The following is a 19,122-nucleotide window of genomic DNA, read 5'->3' as shown; positions in this document are numbered from 1 at the left end:
ATAAGCAAAATGTAGAGACGTCATGGCAGGACGTCGCATCTATTGGGCGCACACCGTGTTGGCCTCTGCACTCTGCTCTCCAATTTGCCATAGCCTCTTATACCGGATTGCTGATATCCCACACTATCGTGCGGCCATTGAGACACAGGCATGAAACGCCAATGAGACGTCATGGCCGCTTCCGGCTTACGGCGAGAGCTCGGCATGCTTTTCCTTTCTGCAACGTTCCGTCTTTTTATTATATGGCCACCACCGGCATTTTTCGCGGAGCACGAGAAGTGAGCAACTGCGAGCCAGTTTCGGTCACTACAACCACCTCTTCATGCAGCATCAGCTTGGGTGATCCGTCGAAATATGAGGGATAGGAGGTGCTCGGTTCAATATTAATGATCATGCCTGGCTTTAGTATTGTCTTGTCGTCCGGTTGGACCGACGGTAACTCCGGCATCCATAAGCCCATGGAGTGTCCCATTCGGCCGATGTTGGTGGCTTTACCGCGATTGTTTGAGCCATTTAGTACGGCTGACATTGCGCTCCAGACATCACAGATTGGAATGCCAGGTTTAGCGGCGGCAATTCCCGCTTCTGTGGCATCCCAAACGACCTGATAGGCATCCCGGGTGTGCGGATCAGGTGCACCGAAAGCAAAGTGTCGATCGAAATCGCTCCAATAAAAGTCGAACAGGCAGCCGGCATCAATAAACAGCACGTCTCCATCCGACAGAAATTTGTCGGTCGGAACACCGTAAGGACGCGTATATCCCCCGCGCCCAGAAACACCCACTATCTTGCTTGTCTTCTCGACACCGCGACTGAAACATTCGAATTCGAACTGGCGACAGGCCTCGCGTTCCGTCATACCCAGACGCAGTTTTGATGCTAAATTTTCGAATGATTCCGAAACAAGCCTGCATACAGTTCGAATTCTGTCGATCTCTAGCGGAGACTTGACCATTCGCAGGGGCGTGAAAATCGGATCCGATGCGTCGACGAACGTTCGAGGCTTGATCGCGTCGGCTACACGCAAGAAATCTCCCGCGGGGAAGCCAAGCCTACTCTCCGCGCCAAGCTCTACGCCGATCCTAGCGTGCTCCGGCAGTAATTCACGCACCGCTCGTGCAAGGGCGGACACACCCTCATCTTTCGGATTTGGGCTAGGCCAGCTCCGGCAATCTTTTACCCAGGTCGTTTCTTTATAAAACTGGTCGATTCCCTCTGGGACGACGGCAACGGGGTCAGCTGACGAAAGAATGAGAAGAAATCGCGGCCGGGTCGTCTGCTGCGGGGTCGTGCTAGGCTCACCAATGAAATACCGCAAATTGTGTTCGGACGTCGCCAGAAGCGCGTCAATGGCATGCTCTTTCATCAAACGCCGCGCGCGCTCGACGCGGCCCTCGTATTCGATCCGGGGAAACGGATCGTACTGAATGGTCCTAATCGAGCCCATCCCCAAGCCGTTCATCGCTCTTCTCCAGAGAAACACGTCAATTGCAGGACGACCGACAATTTAGATGCCAGTTCGACAGCAGATGGCCGCCTTCGCGCGCTCATTCGACAATATCCTTCGGAAGAGCCGCGCGCATTTTTTTATGCGAAAGCATCGGAACACCGAGCTCCTCTGCGAGGAGGCGAGCAACCCCCTTGAAAGGCGCTTTTAGCTTATCGTGGTACACGATGCTTTGAATCCCGCCTACAATCGACTCCACGCAAGCTCTCAGGTCGACCAAACGCCTTTCCTGGTCATAGCCATCCGACACGAGCCAATGGTTTGGTAGGACGTGACTTGCTGCGATCGGGGGTCGATCGCGCGACTGCAATACCGGGTTCGTAAAGCTCGGCTCGAAGTGAACGCCTCCGATGCAGAGCACGGAGTGTACCGGTTCCTCAATGCGATCGAAAATTCGCAGCAGCGATCGCGCCAGCACTCGGGCCGCAAGAGGGTTTGCCCAATCTTCGGGCGAGCTTCCGATCTCGACATCGACAGCCGACGGCCGCAGGTCAGCGAGACGGGTACCAGCATCACCGGCCTTGACGCCCGACCAATGAGTCGCTTCCAGGTAAGTACGAAAGGAGTCAAGACCGGAAGTGACCCGCTCGGCTTCGATGGCCAGAAGAAGCCCCCGCGTAATCCGAGGGTCGACCGTGCTGAAGGTCCCCGTGGCCAGATCGCCGGTCGTTTGAACCGAGAAGATTGCGTTTGGCGCATTGGCGCCCTCGTGCCAATTCACGATGCCAATAACGTCAGCGTCACCGAAGCGTTCATTCAAGATTGGCGCGTAGCGCGCATAGTCGTTACTTACGACCTCGTTCGTGGCCACGATCGAAATTCTGGCGTCATGCAAGCCAGCGACTTCGAGGACGGAGTGCCCATCGACTTCGAAACTCGTTGCAACAAGAGCGCATTCCGCCTTGAGAGCATCCAGAACGCGCCCCGCGACCGGGTCCTTTTCTCGATCGACGCAGAAGACAAAAACGGCATTTCTCATCGCGATCCTCCGCCAAGTCCAAGGCAGATCGAGAGCGTAGTACGCCTATCCTGAACTTGGCGCCGTCGTCTTTTCGACTTTCTCGGAAACCACCATGCTCTGTGAACGGAAATCCGATCTTGCAGCGCGAGAGCGTGCGCGTGGGAGGCGATTAACCCAAGCCCGAATAGCGTCACAATGGCGCCACTCGCGAACTGAGTCCCATTATCGGCTATCCTGCTTGGCGGAGTAGCGACCGGAAATCGCGCGAATTGGAAATCGAGGCAGCGGATCGCCGAACCAGCAGCGAACTTCACCCGGTTGCGTGTCGAGCAAGAGCGAATCCTGCCGTCATATGCCAGAGACGTCGACGCGAGAGCCGCGAAGAGCCCCTCATCGAGCGGAGCGACCGACTCAGGCGTGCAGGCCTCCATTTCGGCTCGACTTTGAAAGAGATGCATGCCAGGCACAGCTTTGTAGGGTCCTACACCACCGCAGACTTATTAGAGCGTCGCCACGCAAACATTGCGCGTTCTTTTGAGAATCACGCAGTATTTCTGCGGTAGCCGCCGATAGCTCGCTGGAAACCACTGGAACATCCAGCGGATGCAATTATCAAAAGGCGAGATCAGCATAGTACTAGGCAACAAACCACCTGCTAATTTGGGTGGGGAGGCTAGGCAAACATCGAGTTGTCGCTTACGCCGCCGATTTTGGGATCCGACGATTCATCACGGCTTGACAGGTAGTGAGTACGTCTGAGAGTGTTATCGTGTCTGATGATGGTGTGCGGGAGAGCGCGATAAGCCTGCAAAGGCGTATCACCGCCGACGGAGCAACTCCCCAAGGAAACTCTCAGGCCCAGGACCGCACACCGAGGACGATCTGGAGAGAGGTGCCGGTCAGCACCCACCGAAGGGGACCGTGATCCACGAGGATTGCGGACAAAGCTCTCAGGTGCACGGACAGATTTGGGGACGGAGACATGGCGACGCCATTCACCGTTCGTTCAATCTTGTCCTGGAGCATACGATGAGCACGATCATCATAATCGGGTCCGGCGTCACCGGAGTTACAACTGCCTATGCCCTGGCCCGCCGCGGCTATTCGGTTACAGTCTTTGATCGCCAGCGCTATCCGGCGATGGACACTTCGTTTGCGAACGGCGGCCAATTATCGGCAAGTAATGCCGAGGTTTGGAATAATGTCGCAACGATCGTAAAAGGCTTGAGGTGGATGCTGCGCAAAGACGCACCATTGTTGCTGAACCCAAGCCCCAGTTTTCACAAATATACTTGGCTGGCAGAGTTCGTAAGCCAGATTCGAAACTACCGCCACAACACGATCGAAACGACGAAGCTAGCGATAGCCGCTCGCAAGCATCTTTTTGAGCTAGCCGATCGGGAGAGCATCGATTTCGACTTGGAACGGCGAGGAATCTTGCACGTTTATTCGAGCAAACCCGATTTCGATGCGGCCTCTCGCGTGAATCAGTTGCTGCTCAAGGGCGGATTGGATCGCCGTCCTGTGACGCCTTCTGAGATGCTTACAATAGAGCCAGCTCTGCGCGATCAGTATTATGGTGGCTTCTTTACCCCGTCTGACTCAACCGGCGACATTCACAAGTTCACGCGCGGCCTCGCTGCGGCTTGCGAGCGAGGGGGCGTACGCTTCGTCTTTGATGCAGAGATCTGCGGCATGCGGTCCGACCGAGACGGTGTGGTCGTACACTGGAAACGAGGTTCGCTGAAGGAAGAACTCAATGCCGAACGCGCAGTGGTTTGCGCGGGGGTCGGCAGCCGCCGCATTGCTTCAATGCTGGGGGACAACATCAACATTTATCCCGTCAAGGGCTACTCCATCACGGTAGAGCTGGGAGACGAAACGAGCCAAAAGGCTGCGCCTCGTGTCAGCCTGCTGGACGAGGCCACCAAGATCGTGACCAGCCGGTTAGGAGAAGATCGCTTCCGGGTCGCGGGGACCGCCGAGTTTAATGGCGAAAACCGCGACATCCGCTGGGACCGAATTAAGCCCTTGGTGCGCTGGGTAGAGCGATCGTTTCCGGATGTGTCGACCGCGCAGGTGGTGCCATGGGCGGGCTTGCGTCCTATGACACCTAGCATGATGCCAACGGTTGGCCGCGGCAAACGCCCGAATGTTTTCTACAACACAGGCCATGGTCATCTCGGCTGGACATTATCCGCTGTCACAGCTGAAATGATCGCTGATGTCATTACGACAGACGGCAGCAACACTCGGCTGAGCGCATCCGTGTCCTGATCCTGTTGAATGGGTCCTGGTCCATGCTCCCGCCGATATCGCGGCGGGAGCATGTCGATTGACAGTACCGAAGCGGATTTTGAAGTCGCTCTCGAAGGGTGATGCGAGCCTCACGGTCGGGCGACTTGCTTCCCGCAATTCATTATTCAGGTAAGCGCCCCTGTGAACCACTTGGCACCGTTGCCTCCGAAAGCCTTGGTATGACTGAGTTGTTGCAACGAGTTGACGCCGACCAAGTGGGGCTGCATGAGCGTTGTCGTTTCTTTGCAAGGCGCACGCCGCACACATAGTGAAGTGCCGTCGCATTTAAGGGCAGGTCGCCAGCTTTGCGGCGGCCCCGAATCAGGCCCACCAAAGCCGTTCCGCGCCGCTCACCCGAGCGTAAAACCACCCGATCGAACGACTCTTCGTCTCAGACACAGAGATGCATCGCCAAGCTCAACATCTTGTCGACTCGCAACCGCTGCGGAGCGACGCCAATTGCTGTTCGCCCAGCTGACGCTCACCTTCGTAACGCCTGTGCCACGGGACGAAGGGCGTTTCGAAGGGCATTTTGCAAGCCATGCAGTATATTTCTTGTAATTGCCGCTGAATCGACGATACTGATGTCACAAAAGGTGTTTTTCGACGAGATTTGCCTGATCTGAGATGTTTTTCTGCGAAAGTACGCAAACTCTTGCAGAATTTCCTCTTTAGCCTGGAGCCTGTTATGAGGTACGACCGAATCGACGCTCACATCCTGGAGATCGTGCAAAAGAATAACCGTCTCACATCCGAGACGATTGGCGAACTGGCCGGGCTTTCCGCTACCGCCTGTCAACGCAGGCTAAAGAGGCTTCGCTCGGACGGCATTATCGAGTCGGACGTTTCGATCGTTTCGGCCAAGGCGGTCGGAAGGCCTATTCAGATGCTTGTGCTGGTGACATTGGAGCGGGAGCGCTCGGACATAATCGACAGATTCAAAAAGGCGATCAAATCATCCGTTGAAGTCGTCAATGGGTTTTACGTTACAGGCGATGCTGACTTTGTCCTATACATAACCGCACGCACCATGGACGACTATGAGCAGTTCACGCGGCGATTTTTCCGTGAGAACCCCGATATCAAGGGCTTCAAGACCATGGTGGTCATGGACCGGGTAAAAGCCGGATTCGCTATTCCAATTGAGCCTCCATCCGAGGATTGAAGAGAGTGTCTCACCACCAGACCCGGCCTACCTGCTCCATCACTAAGTTGGGCAAGGTGTAGCGATACCGGTTACGAAACGAGCGCAGGTCTTCGCATTGGCGCGCGCAACTTTCGACTGAGTGGCGTCACCTCCAGGCTACCAACACCAACCGCTCATCGTGGGCGCTTCGCGGCGCGAGCGAGCTGGATGACTCGGTCCGATGAACTTGCAAACGCTCACCAACGAGAGATGTCGGCTTGGCCAGCACGCGTCGCTAGCGCCCTTTTTCGTCGCGCAGTGCGAGTAAAACGCTGCAAGTTTCCTTCGATTTTGTGCTCTAAGCGGCTACGCGCGATTAAATATTCAGACCGCTTCAGAGTATGGCCTCACCTATATGCGTTCACATCGCGGCTGACCTTTGGGCAGATCTAAGAAGATCGGCTGCGATTCAGTTGCGCGCCAAGGCGCCGCGGATGCTGGGCGGCGTCTGTCACGAGGAAATCAACTTTTGGAATCAATACAAGGCGCCGAAAGGATAAGGCTTCTGGCTGAGTTGAGTGGCATCTGGCCTTTGCCGGCGGCATCTCGCAGGGAGTGACTACGGAATGACCTGTGTCGAGAAAGCGCGCACTTGCGGGTAAGAGCAAGGTTTACTAGTCAGGATCGGGATAGTGCGAGGCGGAACCCTTGGCGTGAAGCCGACTATTTTGAGGTTTCTCTTACATCTAAGCAGCGCAAGTCGAATGACGCCGGACCTCCCGTTTGCCACCAGCGCCTCTTCATCCTCATTATTCGGGGTAAGGCAGCAAGCTAGATGACTCCTCTCAAGCCTCGAACAATTAACACTGAAGGTATCACAGCGCCCTTCCGCCACCTCACCTTTCGGCGCATCTGGCTCGCCAGTCTGCTTACCAACCTGGGCGCCCTGATCCGGAGCGTCGGCGCAGCGTGGGCAATGACACAGATGACAACGTCGGCGGATAAAGTTGCGCTCGTTCAGACTGCGCTTTTGCTACCGGTTATGCTGATTTCGATGCCCGCAGGCGCAATTGCGGATATGTATGACCGGCGGATCGTGATGCTTGTCGCGCTCGGCATGTCGCTAGCTGGTGCGACCGCGCTGACGGCACTTACCTGGTTAGGGATGGTCACGCCAGACTCGTTGCTGATCCTGTGTTTTGTAATCGGGAGCGGTGTGGCTCTGATGGATCCTGCCTGGCAATCCTCAGTTAGCGAGCAAGTGCCGGCGGAAGCACTTCCAGCTGCAGTCGCGCTGAACAGTATCAGCTACAACATCGCGCGCAGCGTGGGACCGGCGATCGGCGGCATGGTAGTTGCGGCAGCCGGCGCAGTCGCTTCGTTTGCCCTAAATGCATTGCTATATCTGCCATTGCTTGTTGCACTGTTCTTGTGGAAGCGAATTTCCGAACCGTCATATCTTCCGCCCGAAAAACTAAACCGCGCCATCGTTTCGGGGCTCCGCTACATCGCTAACTCACCCCCGATCAAAATCGTGCTGATTCGTTCCATGATCACCGGCGTGATCGGAGGCGCCATCATCGCGCTAATGCCGCTTGTCGCCCGTGATCTCCTTGGAGGCGGTGCTCGGATCTATGGGATAGCTCTCAGCGCGTTCGGACTTGGCGCGGTAATTGGAGCGCTATATGTACCCGAAGTACGAAAACGCCTGAGCGGTGAAGCCGCAATTCGCGCCTGCGCACTGTCAATGAGTGGGGCGCTTCTGACAGTGGCGTTGAGCCACGAGCTGGTTCTAACATCGGCCGCTCTTGTCCTTGCCGGGGCCGTCTGGATGATCTCCTGGGCCCTCTTCAACATTGGCGTGCAGCTGTCGGCCCCGCGCTGGGTCGCAGGACGCTCGCTCGCAGCCTACCAAGCAGCAAGCTCGGGAGGCATTGCTGTCGGTAGCTGGGGCTGGGGTCATTTGACCGATGCCGCCGGTGTCGACACAGCGCTTTTGATATCAGCAGTGCTGATGTTAATTTCTCCACTATTGGGGCTTTGGCTCCGTATGCCTCGCATAAACCCGCGAAGCGAGGATGCTGAAGCGCTCGCGCATCCTGAGGTGCGGCTAGCGCTAACCCATCGCAGTGGACCGGTTGTGATTGAAATCGAATACCGCGTGGCACAAGAGAATGCGCGGGCCTTTCATAACGTCATGCAAGATGTGCAGCTGTTCCGAAAGCGGAATGGTGCGTATGGCTGGTCGATTGCTCGCGATATCGCTGATCCTGAACTTTGGACAGAACGCTACCATTGCCCCACGTGGCTTGATTATCTGCGTCAACGCAATCGCTCGACGCATTCAGAACGCGCGCTAGATCGTCAAGCTGCGTCCTTTCACGTGGGTCCGGAGCCCGTGCGTATCCGGCGCATGCTAGAGCGTCCTTTTGGCTCAGTTCGGTGGAAGGACGATGTACCCGACCATACCGCCAACGAGGCCTTGCTCGGTGACTATAACCGGAATCGAACGTAGTAACTGTCAGGAATAGCCCAGCTTGATGTCGCGGATGGAGCATCGCGCAGGCTCTCCGACAGCAGAAACCGGAGCGATCCACTCTTGCATAAGTGGCCGCAGAATGCATGGATGTTGTTGTCGTAAATGAGGCTTCTGATAAAGCGTCAGTAGAGACGCAAGAGAGTCGAACCATGTTGCTTCTCAACCGGCACACCGATTACCGCGCGCCACTGGAAGCTTCGGATGCCAAGATGCTCAGTGTCGAAGGAGCGCGCGGAGTAGAGCGCTTCCTTGCGCATCGAGACGATTACAAGGCAACGCCGCTCGTATCGCTGCCGGGCCTTGCTCGTGAGATCGGCGTTGCCTCGATCCACCTGAAGGACGAAGGCCATCGGCTCGGGCTTGGTAGCTTCAAAGGTTTGGGTGGTTCCTATGCCGTGATCCGCCTTGTGCTGGAGGAAGCAGGTCGGAGGCTCGGCCGGGTCCTTGACGCGTCCGAGCTCCAATTGCCCGAAGTAATTGCCGTAGCGCGGGGGATGACGGTATCGTGCGCCACCGATGGCAATCACGGCAGATCAGTCGCGCATGGTGCCCAGCTGGTTGGGGCGAAGTGCGTCATATTCGTTCACTCGGGCGTCAGCGACGAGCGGATCGCGGCTATCGCTCGCTTTGGCGCGCGGACGATCCGCGTCAGCGGCAACTATGATGACTCCGTCGCCGAAGCGTCCCGAGTTGCCGCAGATAAGGGGTGGATCACAGTATCTGACACGTCCTGGCCGGGCTACGAGCGTATCCCGGGCATAGTTATGCAGGGATACACCGCTCTCGTGAGCGAAGCGCTGCGTCAGTTATCCGAGCCTCCGACCCACGTGTTCGTTCAAGCCGGCGTGGGTGGGGTCGCTGCTGCAATTGCAGGACATTTCTGGGTTCTGGCTGGTGACAACAGGCCATTCTTCACCGTTGTCGAGCCTTCGCGCGCGGCGTGCCTGTTTGAAAGCGCTCGAGCTGGCCATCCCGTCAAGGTGGAGCATGGGGCGCCAACAGTGATGGCGATGCTTGAATGCTACGATCCGTCCCTCGTCGCATGGCGAATCCTTTCGCGCGCTGCCGATGCCTTCATGACGGTCGACGACGAGGACGCCATCAGCGTCATGAAGCTCTTGGCAAACCCTGTGGATGGCGATCCCGCTGTCGTTGCTGGGGAAAGTGGCGGCGCAGGTCTGGCAGGACTGCTGAAAGTTGCCTCCAACCAGACATCGCGGTCCATGACCGGAACTGGACAGAATGCACGGGTCTTCGTGATCAACACCGAAGGCGCGACTGATCCTCGTCTCTATGAAGAGCTTGTTGGTGTAACGCCGGCGCAAGTGACTGGGAGAAATATTGTACCGACTTGGGACGAGAAGACGTCGGAGTCGTGAGCCTCCGGGGCGCCTCCAGGCCCGGACCGGTTTTGCCGCGATAAACGTGGCCTGCTCTTTCGTCTCGAATTGGCAGCCCGCAGCCTGCTCATTTGGACCTGTTCAACGTCTTCCGAAGATGTCGGCCAGGAGAAGACTATCCTACCCGACCACGATGCAGCGCATTCATTCCCGCAAGAGGGGCGTGTTCCTCGGACCACCGTGCCCAGCCTCTTGGAAACGGGCGCTCGGCGCTCTGATTGTGCAGGTAGGCGAGGCCGTGCCTGGACAGTGATAGGCACAGTGCCCAAGTTGAATTCTTATACTGAACAATGTTTCGACGATCCGGCGCACTCAACGTGAACTCTATACTTAATCATCCCGCGGAACTAGCCAACCTCGTTCCCGCTTACGAGGGCAACGACTTCGGCAACCAGCTCGGAACGGATGACGGCTGGCTGCCCGCGAGGAATGCTTTGTCCGGAGACGCCTAATCAAGTCAGGGAGCCCTCTCGATTCCTGGCTGAATGTGCCGGTCCACCTCGCCTGAGCTCGGCGAACTGGCGCAAGATGACGAACAGCGCGATCATTCCAGCGCCCAGCTCAGCGATGGCTTGGCTGGCCAAAACCCCACTGAAGCCTGATATGACAGGAAATAGAAGTACCGCCGGTATGAAGAGATACCCCTGCCTGGCGAAGGAGACCACCGCGCTAAGGCGTGCTCTCCCCAGCGACTGAAGCATCGTCGTCACGAAACTCTCAATACCGTAGAATCCAAAAAACAGGTGAAAGACGATGCAGCTCAAGACGGCAATTTCTGTGACATCATCGCTATCGCTGAACAACCTAACCAACGGCCGGGCGAAAACGATAACGGCTGCGGAATAGGCAACGGAAAGCGCAACGGTGATAGAGATCATAAACTTCGCAACCTTCATTACACGAGCAAAGTCGCGCGCCCCCCAACCGAACCCCAGGACAGCTTGAGAGCCGATACAGAATCCGGTGATAGGCAGCGCGCCGATTGTCAAGATTCTTACAGCTATTCCCACCGCCGCGATGAAATCGTCACCGAACCGCGCAGCAGCTCCGTACAAGAACATACCGGCAAGAGCGGCTAAGATACTCGTCGTCGTTGCCGGCGCCCCAATGAGCGCTAGCTGCCTGATGCGATCTACTCGTAACGAGACCTGAGATATGCTGACAAGCACAGTGCCGAGCCGCTTGGTAAAATACGCGATGTAGAGGCTTATAGCGGCGATCTGTGATATCAGCGTCGCTAGGGCTGCACCTCGCACACCCAGGCCAAGTAAGAATATAAAAATGGGGTCAAGCAGGGCGTTCAATATGAAAGCGGTCAGCATCGTCCACATACTGAATCGTGTGTTGCCTTCAGCTCTTGCGATGAAGCCGCTGACGATATTTAGAAGCATCAAAGTAGAGCCCGGCAAGAGGATCGCGGCGTAGTCGAGCGCGATGGGCAGGATGGTTGGACTTGCCCCAAGCGCGACGAAGATGCCCCGTAGGGTTACAAGCTGGGCGATGGTCATGATCACACCGATGGGAGCGGCGAGCGCGAGCGCCGTACTCGCACCCCGGCCAGCCTCCAACGCATTACCAGCACCAAGATGACGAGATATGAAGGAGGCAGTACCCACACCGATCCCCTCTCCCACGGCCGCGAGCACGACAATGAGCGGCATCGTCATGCTGACAGCTGCAATCGCCTGCGCGCCGAGTGAGCCAACAAAGATCGCGTTAAGGAGCTGCTGTAATGCGTTGATCGACAACCCGATAACAGATGGAATGGCGAGCCGCAGGAGAAGGCTCGTGAGATTTTGGTCCGATAGATCGATGTGCCGGTTTTTCTTCAGCATCGCATCGCGATTGCTTTTGACGACGAGCTTCGGACTGCGCTTATCCATGATTCACGCCGTCTTCAGCTCTGCGAATTCATTGATCGTCTGCATCAGCTCTTGTTGCAAGACCGTGCAAAGGTGGCGGGTCGCCTCATAATCGACCATGCTCGGATCATACGTGGTGTCGATCTGTAGACGACCCGATTGATATCCGACCTCGAACCAGAAGAGGTGGATCGCCGCTGCTTGATGCATGTGTTCGCCGATCCAAAGCGGACAAGGGCCTGTGTCTAGAAAACGGCGTGCGAAATGTCGCTGCAAACCGGCGCGATAATTCACCCCAATTCTGGGAAATGGCAGGCGATCGAGCCGACACCGCAAGGCTGGATCTCGGTTTAGGAATTTCAGGGCCCGAAAGCCTATTCCCCCACGCGGCAGCGCATTGCGCTGCCGGTATATTTGACGAGCGCGGTCGGACCGCGACTCTCTTCCGGTGACCTTCAATGGAAGCGGAACGAGCTCGCTGATAAGGCCAATGATCTGAGATGGATCGAAATCGTCAAACAGCCGACCTCGTGTCGAGGTCAGGCTATCAACCCAGAGCGAATAGTTGCCGAACAGGGCTCCACACGCACCGGACATGGCAGCGAGGAACACATCAAAGTCCTGACAATGCGCTGATCTGGCTCCAATACTAAGGAGAGCCGCTGTCGCTTCCCGGTCGATCTCAAGATGATACTTGGCCCGATCTACCCGCGAACGGCCGTTCGCATCCTCCCGACGACCTCCGAGACTTGCATCGTGAAGCTGTCTCGCGCTTCCTTCGGCAACACTCGTGCCGCGCGATGACGCGTCGCTGACACGCAGATTGAATTGATCGTAGTCAATATCCTCCCAGTACTTGAGTTCGTCTGGTGCTTCGCTGTCCGCGTAATGCTCGAGGCGCTTCAACCAGGAAGAGAGCCTTTTTACGGTATCAGGGCCAATCACATCATGGCCTGCAGCAAGAGCGTTGTATGCGCCCTCCAATGCTTCCAGGAATAGCCGGTAGGCCATCCCATCGGCTACGAAATGATGCATCAGCACCAGGAGATAGTAATCGCCGCTTTCCGAAGTACGGAAGGCCGCGACCTGAACAAGAGGCGTGTGACCGTCAAACCTGAACATGTGTTGACGTTTTGCCGAGACGGTCTCGATCGTCCTGCGCTGGTCTAGGCGGGTCATCCGGACGAGATCGATCTCCTCCACGATTCGCTCAGTCGGACAAGGCCCAATCCCCAGCCGTAGTCCATCTTGGGTTCGGGCAACGCGCAGCCTGAGGCCTTCGTGCTTCTCGATGACATGGGCAAGAGCACGGTCCAGGATCTTGATGTTCAGGATGCCGCCGCGCAAGAAGAACAGATCGCCGATGTTAAAATGCTCGTCAAAACCGAGATGAGAATTCCAAAACGATATGACGGGGGGCACAGGCAGTAAGCCGTCCGCGGAAGCGACGTTGTGGGGGGCCGCCTCCGCGTCCCCTGCCGCCAAGTCCCTGATGGTCGGCGTTCGATAAAGTTGGTTGACGGTGAGATTCAGCCCGGCTTTGCGTGCCAGCGTGACGCAACGCACGCTCAGAAGAGAGTCGCCCCCGATATCAAAGAAACTACTGTCGATTCCCACCCCCTTGGCGCCTAATAGATCCTCCCAGATCCGAGCAAGAACTCGCTCGTTCCTGGTGCGGGGCTCAGCAGATGGACTGGTTTCTATCTCGCGGTAAGGAACGGAGGATAGGCGAGCACGGTCTATCTTTCCGCTCGTCGTCAGGGGAACACTGTCAACCAACCTGAAGGCTGCGGGAACCATGGCAGATGGCAACCTGTTGCGCAGGTGCGCAAGGATCTCTCCAGAGCTTAGATTCTCGCGAGCGGGCACCACGCTCGCCGTCAAGCGGCGATCGTCATCAATGCCTTCTGCGAAGACCGCGGCCTTTGCGATTGCCGGATGGGACTCAAGGGCAACTTCGACCTCCTCCGGCTCGATGCGGAAGCCCCTCACCTTGATCTGGTTGTCCGATCGGCCACAAATCTCAAGAAGGCCGCTGGTTGAGATGCGTGCGATGTCCCCACTTCGATAAAGCACGTCGTATTGTCCGCCATCATACGGATTCGGCACGAAACAGCGGTCAGTCCGATCTTGATCCTGCCAGTACCCAGCGCTCAGACAGCGGCCCGCGATGCACAGTTCGCCGGGGGCTCCAACAGGCACTCTCTTCAATCGTGAATCGAGCACGTAGAGTTTTACGTTGTCGATTGGCCGCCCCACTGGGACAAGCGCCGAATTATCATCCGCATCCGATGTTTCGTGCACGGCTGCATTGGACGCACATTCCGTCGCACCATAGAAGTTCCACAACGGCACGCCCGGAAACGACTCACGCCAGCGAGCGGGCAGCGAGGACGGCATCGGTTCGGCGCTGCTTGTGACCAATCTCAAAGCGGTCCTTTGCGGTTGCCGTTCCTGGGACCCGATGAGACCGGACAGAAGTGGCGGAGAGGCAAAAAAGCGTGTCACGCGATGTTTTGCCAAACTGCACAACAACAGATCTGGATCTAGCACCTGCTCTTGGGTGAGGATCAGCGTGGGCACACCTCTCAGAAGCCCACCAAAATACTCCCAAGCGGACGCAACAAGACAGGCGGACTTCTGGACAACCATGACGTCGGTGCCATCGAACGGAAAGCACCGCCACATCCAGTTCAGCCGATTGAGAATGGCCGCTTCCGGTATAAGAACCCCCTTCGCCCGACCTGTGGAGGAGGACGTGTATATGAGGTTCGCAATTCGCTGATCTAACGGTCTGTCGCTAGGCGCGACACTATTCGCAGTCCTGCTGCACCTTTCTAAGGTGGATAGACAAATCGACGGTATGTCAAGATCAGGCTCCGTCGCCATCGCGTGAACCAAGAGCTTTGCCTGACTATCTCGCAGGATATGTTGGATCCTATCACGCGGATAATCCGGCGCTATCGGCACAACAACAGCATCCAAGCCTCGCGCCGCAAGCATGACAGCGGCAACGTCCGGCGACCGGTCAACAAGCATGGCGACCAGATCGCCGGCCTCCACCTTCATATCCCGCAGTAACGAGCTGATAGCTGACACGCGCTCACGAAGCTGGCCAAACGTGACCTCCCCGAACTCGCCAAAATATGCTACTTTGCCGTGATTAGAGACGCTGATCTGCTCGAAGGCTTCAACAAGCGGACATTCAGATTCATATCGTTGGATCGACCCATCCAGCGAATCCAGTATAGTGAGGTCTGAGGCGCTGAGGCAGCTTAGTTCCTCAATGGGCACAAGCGGTTTATCAACGCAGGCGGTAATCAGACAGCGCAGATTGTTGGCCATGCGAACAGCCAGATCACTCGAGATTATGTCTTCCGCATACGCCAGCTGGAGCGCAATTTCATCGCCCTGATCTTGCGCGTACAGTGTTAGATCGAATTTGACATAGCCGGTGTCATACTCGCGGAATGTCAGAGCCAACTCGTCCCGACCAACTGGTTCGGCGGCTTCGGAGTACATGTTGAACATGACCTGGAAGATCGGTGATCGACCCGGTTCGCGACATAACCTCGTATCCCTGACCATCCATCCGAATGGATAGGCCGAATTTACGATGGCATCGCTGACCAGGCCCTGGATTCGCCTGGCATGAGCAACAAAGGACTGACCGGCATCGATCACGGCACGGATCGGCAGCATATTCAGGAAAAAGCCAATGATATCGGCGCTGCCAGGTTGATCCCGTACAGCGTGTGGCATGCCGACGACAATATCGTCCTGACCGCTATACATTCGTAGCAGCAGCTGGAAGCACGCCAGTAGTGTTGTCGACGTGGTGCAGCTATTTTGGCGGGCGAATTCTCTTACCCGACTGGAGAGATCGCCGCCAAGCAGCACTGGATGCGAGGCGCCGCGGTATGAATTAGTCTGCGGGCGCGCTCGTCCCGTTCCAAGCGAAAGCACCAGCGGATCATCACCAATCTGACGACGCCAATAGTGACGTTGGTCCTCCAGCGCCTCTGGAGAAATGTGTTGTTCTTCCCACGCCGCGTAGCCCGAGAGTGACGCACGGTTCTCTGGCCAAGGCGCCACGGCATCTAAATATCTCTGCCGAAGATCTCTGAGCAGAACAGAAATCGACCAGGCATCGAGGATGATTTCGTGAGCGGTGATCAATATGAGATGATTGTCAGGCCCAAACCGGACCATGCGCGCGCGAAACAAGTGGCCCTGCCCGAGATCGAAATTGTCTTTCAGCGCCGTTCGCCGAAACTGTGCGATGAGCTCCTCAGCCTCGGAGGAGGTGAGATGAGATACATCGATCAATTCAAGATTGGTGCATGGCGGAGCATCAAAGCATTGAACCGGACCGTCTTCGTCAATAAAGCGCGCCGAAAGTGCCTGGTGGGAATGAATGACCTCGGTCCAGGCGCGATTGAATCGAGCTAAATCGATGTTTCCCTTAATCCGCAGCCCGCCTTGAAGGATGTAGTTCCGGGCAGATGGATCGAGCTGCGCCAGAAACCAAAGGTGCTCCTGGAGTCGCGTCAGAGGTGATCGGTTAAGCTTCCGGTATGTCAAGGCTGTGCATGGATTGGGCTCAGCGCGAGCCTCGATCGAAGCGGCAAGAGATCGAATAGTCCCATTCAGGACCAGTCTGAAATCCACTCTCACTCCGAGCAAGGTCTGCAACTGTCCCAATATAAGCATTGCGCGGAGCGAGTCTCCGCCGAGGCTTATGAATTGGTCATTCACACCTATGTTTTCGATACGCAAGATGCCGGACCAGATTTGACGTAACCGGACTTCGAGGTCTGATTGCGGCTCCTCGAATGGCGTTGACAGTACCGGCCGAACGCTCCCCGGGTCAGGCAATGCTGAAAAGTCGACCTTTCCGTTCCTGGTCAGTGGAATACCGCTGACGTGGATGATTCTTTCCGGGAGCATGTAGCTGGGGAGGGCCTCAGCAAGAAACTTCTGAACGTCGCTTTCCGCCAGTTCAGCTGGAGCCGACACATACGCAACCAGCCGCCGCGATTCGGCTTGCGCCTCCGCCCCAGCTATATCTCGCGCCGTAAGCTTTACACCTGCGCAGACAGAAGCGACTGCGACGGCACCATGCACCAAGGGATGAGCGGACAAACGAGCTTCGATTTCTCCCAGCTCGATTCTGTGCCCGCGAATTTTGACCTGACGATCCTGTCGACCGAGACATTCCAAAAGGCCGTCGGAACGGAGGCGCCCAAGATCACCTGTCCGATATAGGCGCCGTAAGGACAGGTCGTTTGAGAATGGGTTTGGCCCAAACGCATCCTTGGTGCGGACATGGTCATTGACGTAACCGGCAGCGACACCGACGCCGCTAACACAGATTTCGCCGACTTCTCCTACATTGCAGAGCCGTGGTCCGTCCGCGACATAAACCTCAACGTTTTGAATTGGCCTGCCGATCGGCACATAAGGCTCAGCCAGCGCAGGCGGCACGGAAACCAGATGATGCGTCACGCCGTCGGCGCACTCGGTCGGCCCGTAATGATTGAGAATGGAAACGCGGGGATACAAGGCAAGCCACGCACGCGCCAATCCGGGCGTTAGAGGTTCTCCGACTGTAGAAATAATCCGCAAGCCGTCCATGGCTCGCTCTGCAGCGGCAAGCGATTGCAGATATTCAACAAACACTGCCAGCATCGACGGAACGAGTTGGACGACCGTAGCGCCGGATCGTTGAATTGCTTGAAGGAGCGATGACGGCGATCTCAGTGTCGCATCATCAATGATTGATGTAGAGGCTCCGACGCAAAGCGCAGAAAGAAGCTGCCAAAGCGAGATGTCAAAGCAGTGCGATGCCGTTTGCGCGACGCAATCCGTCCGAGTGAGACTTAGAGCATCGATCTTTGCCACCAAATGATTGTTTAGGCCGGCGCGCTCGATCATTGCGCCCTTAGGCTGGCCCGTCGAACCAGACGTAAACAGAATATAGGCAAGTCCATTCACGTTCGGCGATGGCACAACAGACGAGGTCTGCACCCGGCCCAGTCCCGCCTCAATAGCTACGAATTGAGGAGCTGCTTTGCTGCTCTCCCGGAATAGGCTGAGCGAATCCGGCCGGTCTCGGCCCATCAGCAAAGCGCAGCGGCTCTGCTCGATCATGAATGATGTACGGGAAGCCGGCAGCGATGGATCGAGCGGTAGGTACGTTGATCCAGCCTTCAAAATTGCGATGACCGCCGTCGCCCAGTCGAGGTCCCGCCCTCCCCAATAGCCGACAACCGCGCCGCGAGCACCCTGCTCTCGTAAGGTCCTTGCAAGGGCATCCGATCTTGCTCGTAGCGCCTCATATGTGAGTTCGTCTGCGCCGTGCTTCAGCGCAACTCTCTCCGGATCCGAACCGGCAAGCCGATTGATCGCCGTGATCGCGTCAACCGGTTGACGTTCCATAGACTGCTTCTTGGCTGATTGATTTTCCGTAAGCACGCGCCCCGCCATTCGTCGCCTTCTTCGGCGCCCAAATTCGGAACGCCGGAGCTCGTCATCGAGGTGTGTATGCGCAGCCACCCTGATTTCGCACGTCGTAAGGTTTGTCCGTACGACCTTCCTCAGTGTTCGCTTCTGGCTCGATGATCGGCATAGGAACAGGAGGACGCTAGGACCCCGCGTCCACTTTGGCACCTACCTACTCTTGTAGAGGATTTGCCATCGTCTGCATGGCACCCGCAATCAACGCGCCCACAGGCTCGTTACGGCTTGCGATCAGCGTAATTGTCCGATTTCCCGGCACTTGAGCCGGCATCACCAACCGACCGAGAGCGTGTTGGCCAGCCCGGCGGTACAGCTTGTACGGACGAAAGGCTTCTTACCGTAACCACCGCCAGACCGATGGTGTTCAAGCCGGTGATCGCCGCATCAAGGACCCGGCCGCGCCTCAACATTACAACGAGTTGTCGAAGCTCGCAGCAGCAGTCGCAAGCACGGCCTTGAGGTCATCCAACTGCCGGCACCTTCAAACAAGGCGCCCCATCACCTCGTCACCTACATCCGAATAGCTCAGCTTATTTGGCCCTTATTCAATGGAGACTTATTATGGCAAAGGATAACGAGAGCTGGAAACTGAGGCGTCATGTCATCCCGTAGCGCACGGAGGTGAGCACAAACCGCTGTGGACAGGCGCGGAGGGCATATTTCCCAGGCGGTGCACGGTTGAACGGCTGGCCGTCTGCAGGGATGAATGGAGCACCGGGATTCCGGTCGAGAGACGCAGCCTGCCCAGGGCCCTCTGCGTGAGGATTAATCCCTCCAATGCGCTCGCCAGCCTTGCTTGATGAGCTACTCGACCACTTCCCACGGCCTTTGCGGTCTCGGGCGCGGCATATTCCGTTCCGCTTAAGACCATCTGGTGAAATGCGAGCGTCGCGTCCTTGCCCGATCG

Annotated in this window: 8 protein-coding genes and 2 riboswitches; of the genes, 4 read left to right on the top strand and 4 right to left on the bottom strand. The window is 56.8% G+C overall.

Annotated features, from left to right (window positions below; genetic code table 11):
* Nucleotides 1–238: 238 nt before the first annotated feature.
* The gene (locus tag ACVIIV_RS15265) at nt 239–1,462 is read right to left on the bottom strand and encodes a M24 family metallopeptidase (protein WP_456744918.1); all 1,224 of its coding nucleotides are present in this window, start codon (nt 1,460–1,462) and stop codon (nt 239–241) included.
* Nucleotides 1,463–1,547: 85 nt separating this feature from the next.
* Nucleotides 1,548–2,486, bottom strand: a complete 939-nt coding sequence (locus tag ACVIIV_RS15260) for a D-aminoacyl-tRNA deacylase (RefSeq protein WP_456744917.1) — start codon at nt 2,484–2,486, stop codon at nt 1,548–1,550.
* Between the two features lie 759 nt (nt 2,487–3,245).
* Nucleotides 3,246–3,345: riboswitch (glycine riboswitch) on the top strand.
* Nucleotides 3,346–3,348: 3 nt separating this feature from the next.
* Nucleotides 3,349–3,436, top strand: a riboswitch (glycine riboswitch).
* 61 nt (nt 3,437–3,497) lie between these two features.
* On the opposite strand from ACVIIV_RS15260, the gene ACVIIV_RS15255 reads away from it, so the two are divergent.
* The 4 genes from ACVIIV_RS15255 to ACVIIV_RS15240 all read left to right on the top strand — a co-directional run bounded on the left by ACVIIV_RS15255 (nt 3,498) and on the right by ACVIIV_RS15240 (nt 9,810).
* On the top strand, nt 3,498–4,745 hold the full coding sequence (locus tag ACVIIV_RS15255) for a D-amino acid dehydrogenase (RefSeq protein ID WP_456744916.1): 1,248 nt from the start codon (nt 3,498–3,500) through the stop codon (nt 4,743–4,745).
* Nucleotides 4,746–5,454: 709 nt separating this feature from the next.
* Complete coding sequence (locus ACVIIV_RS15250) at nt 5,455–5,931, top strand: Lrp/AsnC family transcriptional regulator (RefSeq protein WP_456744915.1); 477 nt, start codon at nt 5,455–5,457, stop codon at nt 5,929–5,931.
* A gap of 796 nt (nt 5,932–6,727) precedes the next feature.
* The gene (locus tag ACVIIV_RS15245; RefSeq protein ID WP_456744914.1) at nt 6,728–8,407 is read left to right on the top strand and encodes an MFS transporter; all 1,680 of its coding nucleotides are present in this window, start codon (nt 6,728–6,730) and stop codon (nt 8,405–8,407) included.
* Nucleotides 8,408–8,580: 173 nt separating this feature from the next.
* A complete protein-coding gene (locus ACVIIV_RS15240; RefSeq protein WP_456748733.1) occupies nt 8,581–9,810 on the top strand; it encodes a diaminopropionate ammonia-lyase in 1,230 nt (409 codons plus the stop codon).
* 473 nt (nt 9,811–10,283) lie between these two features.
* Here the strand turns inward: ACVIIV_RS15240 and ACVIIV_RS15235 are convergent, their stop codons facing one another.
* Nucleotides 10,284–11,714, bottom strand: coding sequence for an MATE family efflux transporter (locus ACVIIV_RS15235; protein ID WP_456744913.1), 1,431 nt, complete (start codon nt 11,712–11,714; stop codon nt 10,284–10,286).
* A 3-nt stretch (nt 11,715–11,717) separates the two neighbouring features.
* Nucleotides 11,718–18,182, bottom strand: coding sequence for an amino acid adenylation domain-containing protein (locus ACVIIV_RS15230; RefSeq protein ID WP_456744912.1), 6,465 nt, complete (start codon nt 18,180–18,182; stop codon nt 11,718–11,720).
* Between the last annotated feature and the right edge of the window lie 940 nt (nt 18,183–19,122).

Source organism: Bradyrhizobium sp. USDA 4354 (genome assembly GCF_054060315.1).
This window is presented reverse-complemented; position numbering and strand designations above follow the sequence as displayed.

Bases quoted from the DNA above. Each gene is read 5' to 3' on its own strand.
- ACVIIV_RS15250 (WP_456744915.1), top strand. From the start codon at position 5,455: ATGAGGTACGACCGAATCGACGCTCACATCCTGGAGATCGTGCAAAAG.
- ACVIIV_RS15235 (WP_456744913.1), bottom strand. From the start codon at position 11,714: ATGGATAAGCGCAGTCCGAAGCTCGTCGTCAAAAGCAATCGCGATGCG.
- ACVIIV_RS15230 (WP_456744912.1), bottom strand. From the start codon at position 18,182: ATGGCGGGGCGCGTGCTTACGGAAAATCAATCAGCCAAGAAGCAGTCT.
- ACVIIV_RS15245 (WP_456744914.1), top strand. From the start codon at position 6,728: ATGACTCCTCTCAAGCCTCGAACAATTAACACTGAAGGTATCACAGCG.
- ACVIIV_RS15240 (WP_456748733.1), top strand. From the start codon at position 8,581: ATGTTGCTTCTCAACCGGCACACCGATTACCGCGCGCCACTGGAAGCT.
- ACVIIV_RS15260 (WP_456744917.1), bottom strand. From the start codon at position 2,486: ATGAGAAATGCCGTTTTTGTCTTCTGCGTCGATCGAGAAAAGGACCCG.
- ACVIIV_RS15255 (WP_456744916.1), top strand. From the start codon at position 3,498: ATGAGCACGATCATCATAATCGGGTCCGGCGTCACCGGAGTTACAACT.
- ACVIIV_RS15265 (WP_456744918.1), bottom strand. From the start codon at position 1,462: ATGAACGGCTTGGGGATGGGCTCGATTAGGACCATTCAGTACGATCCG.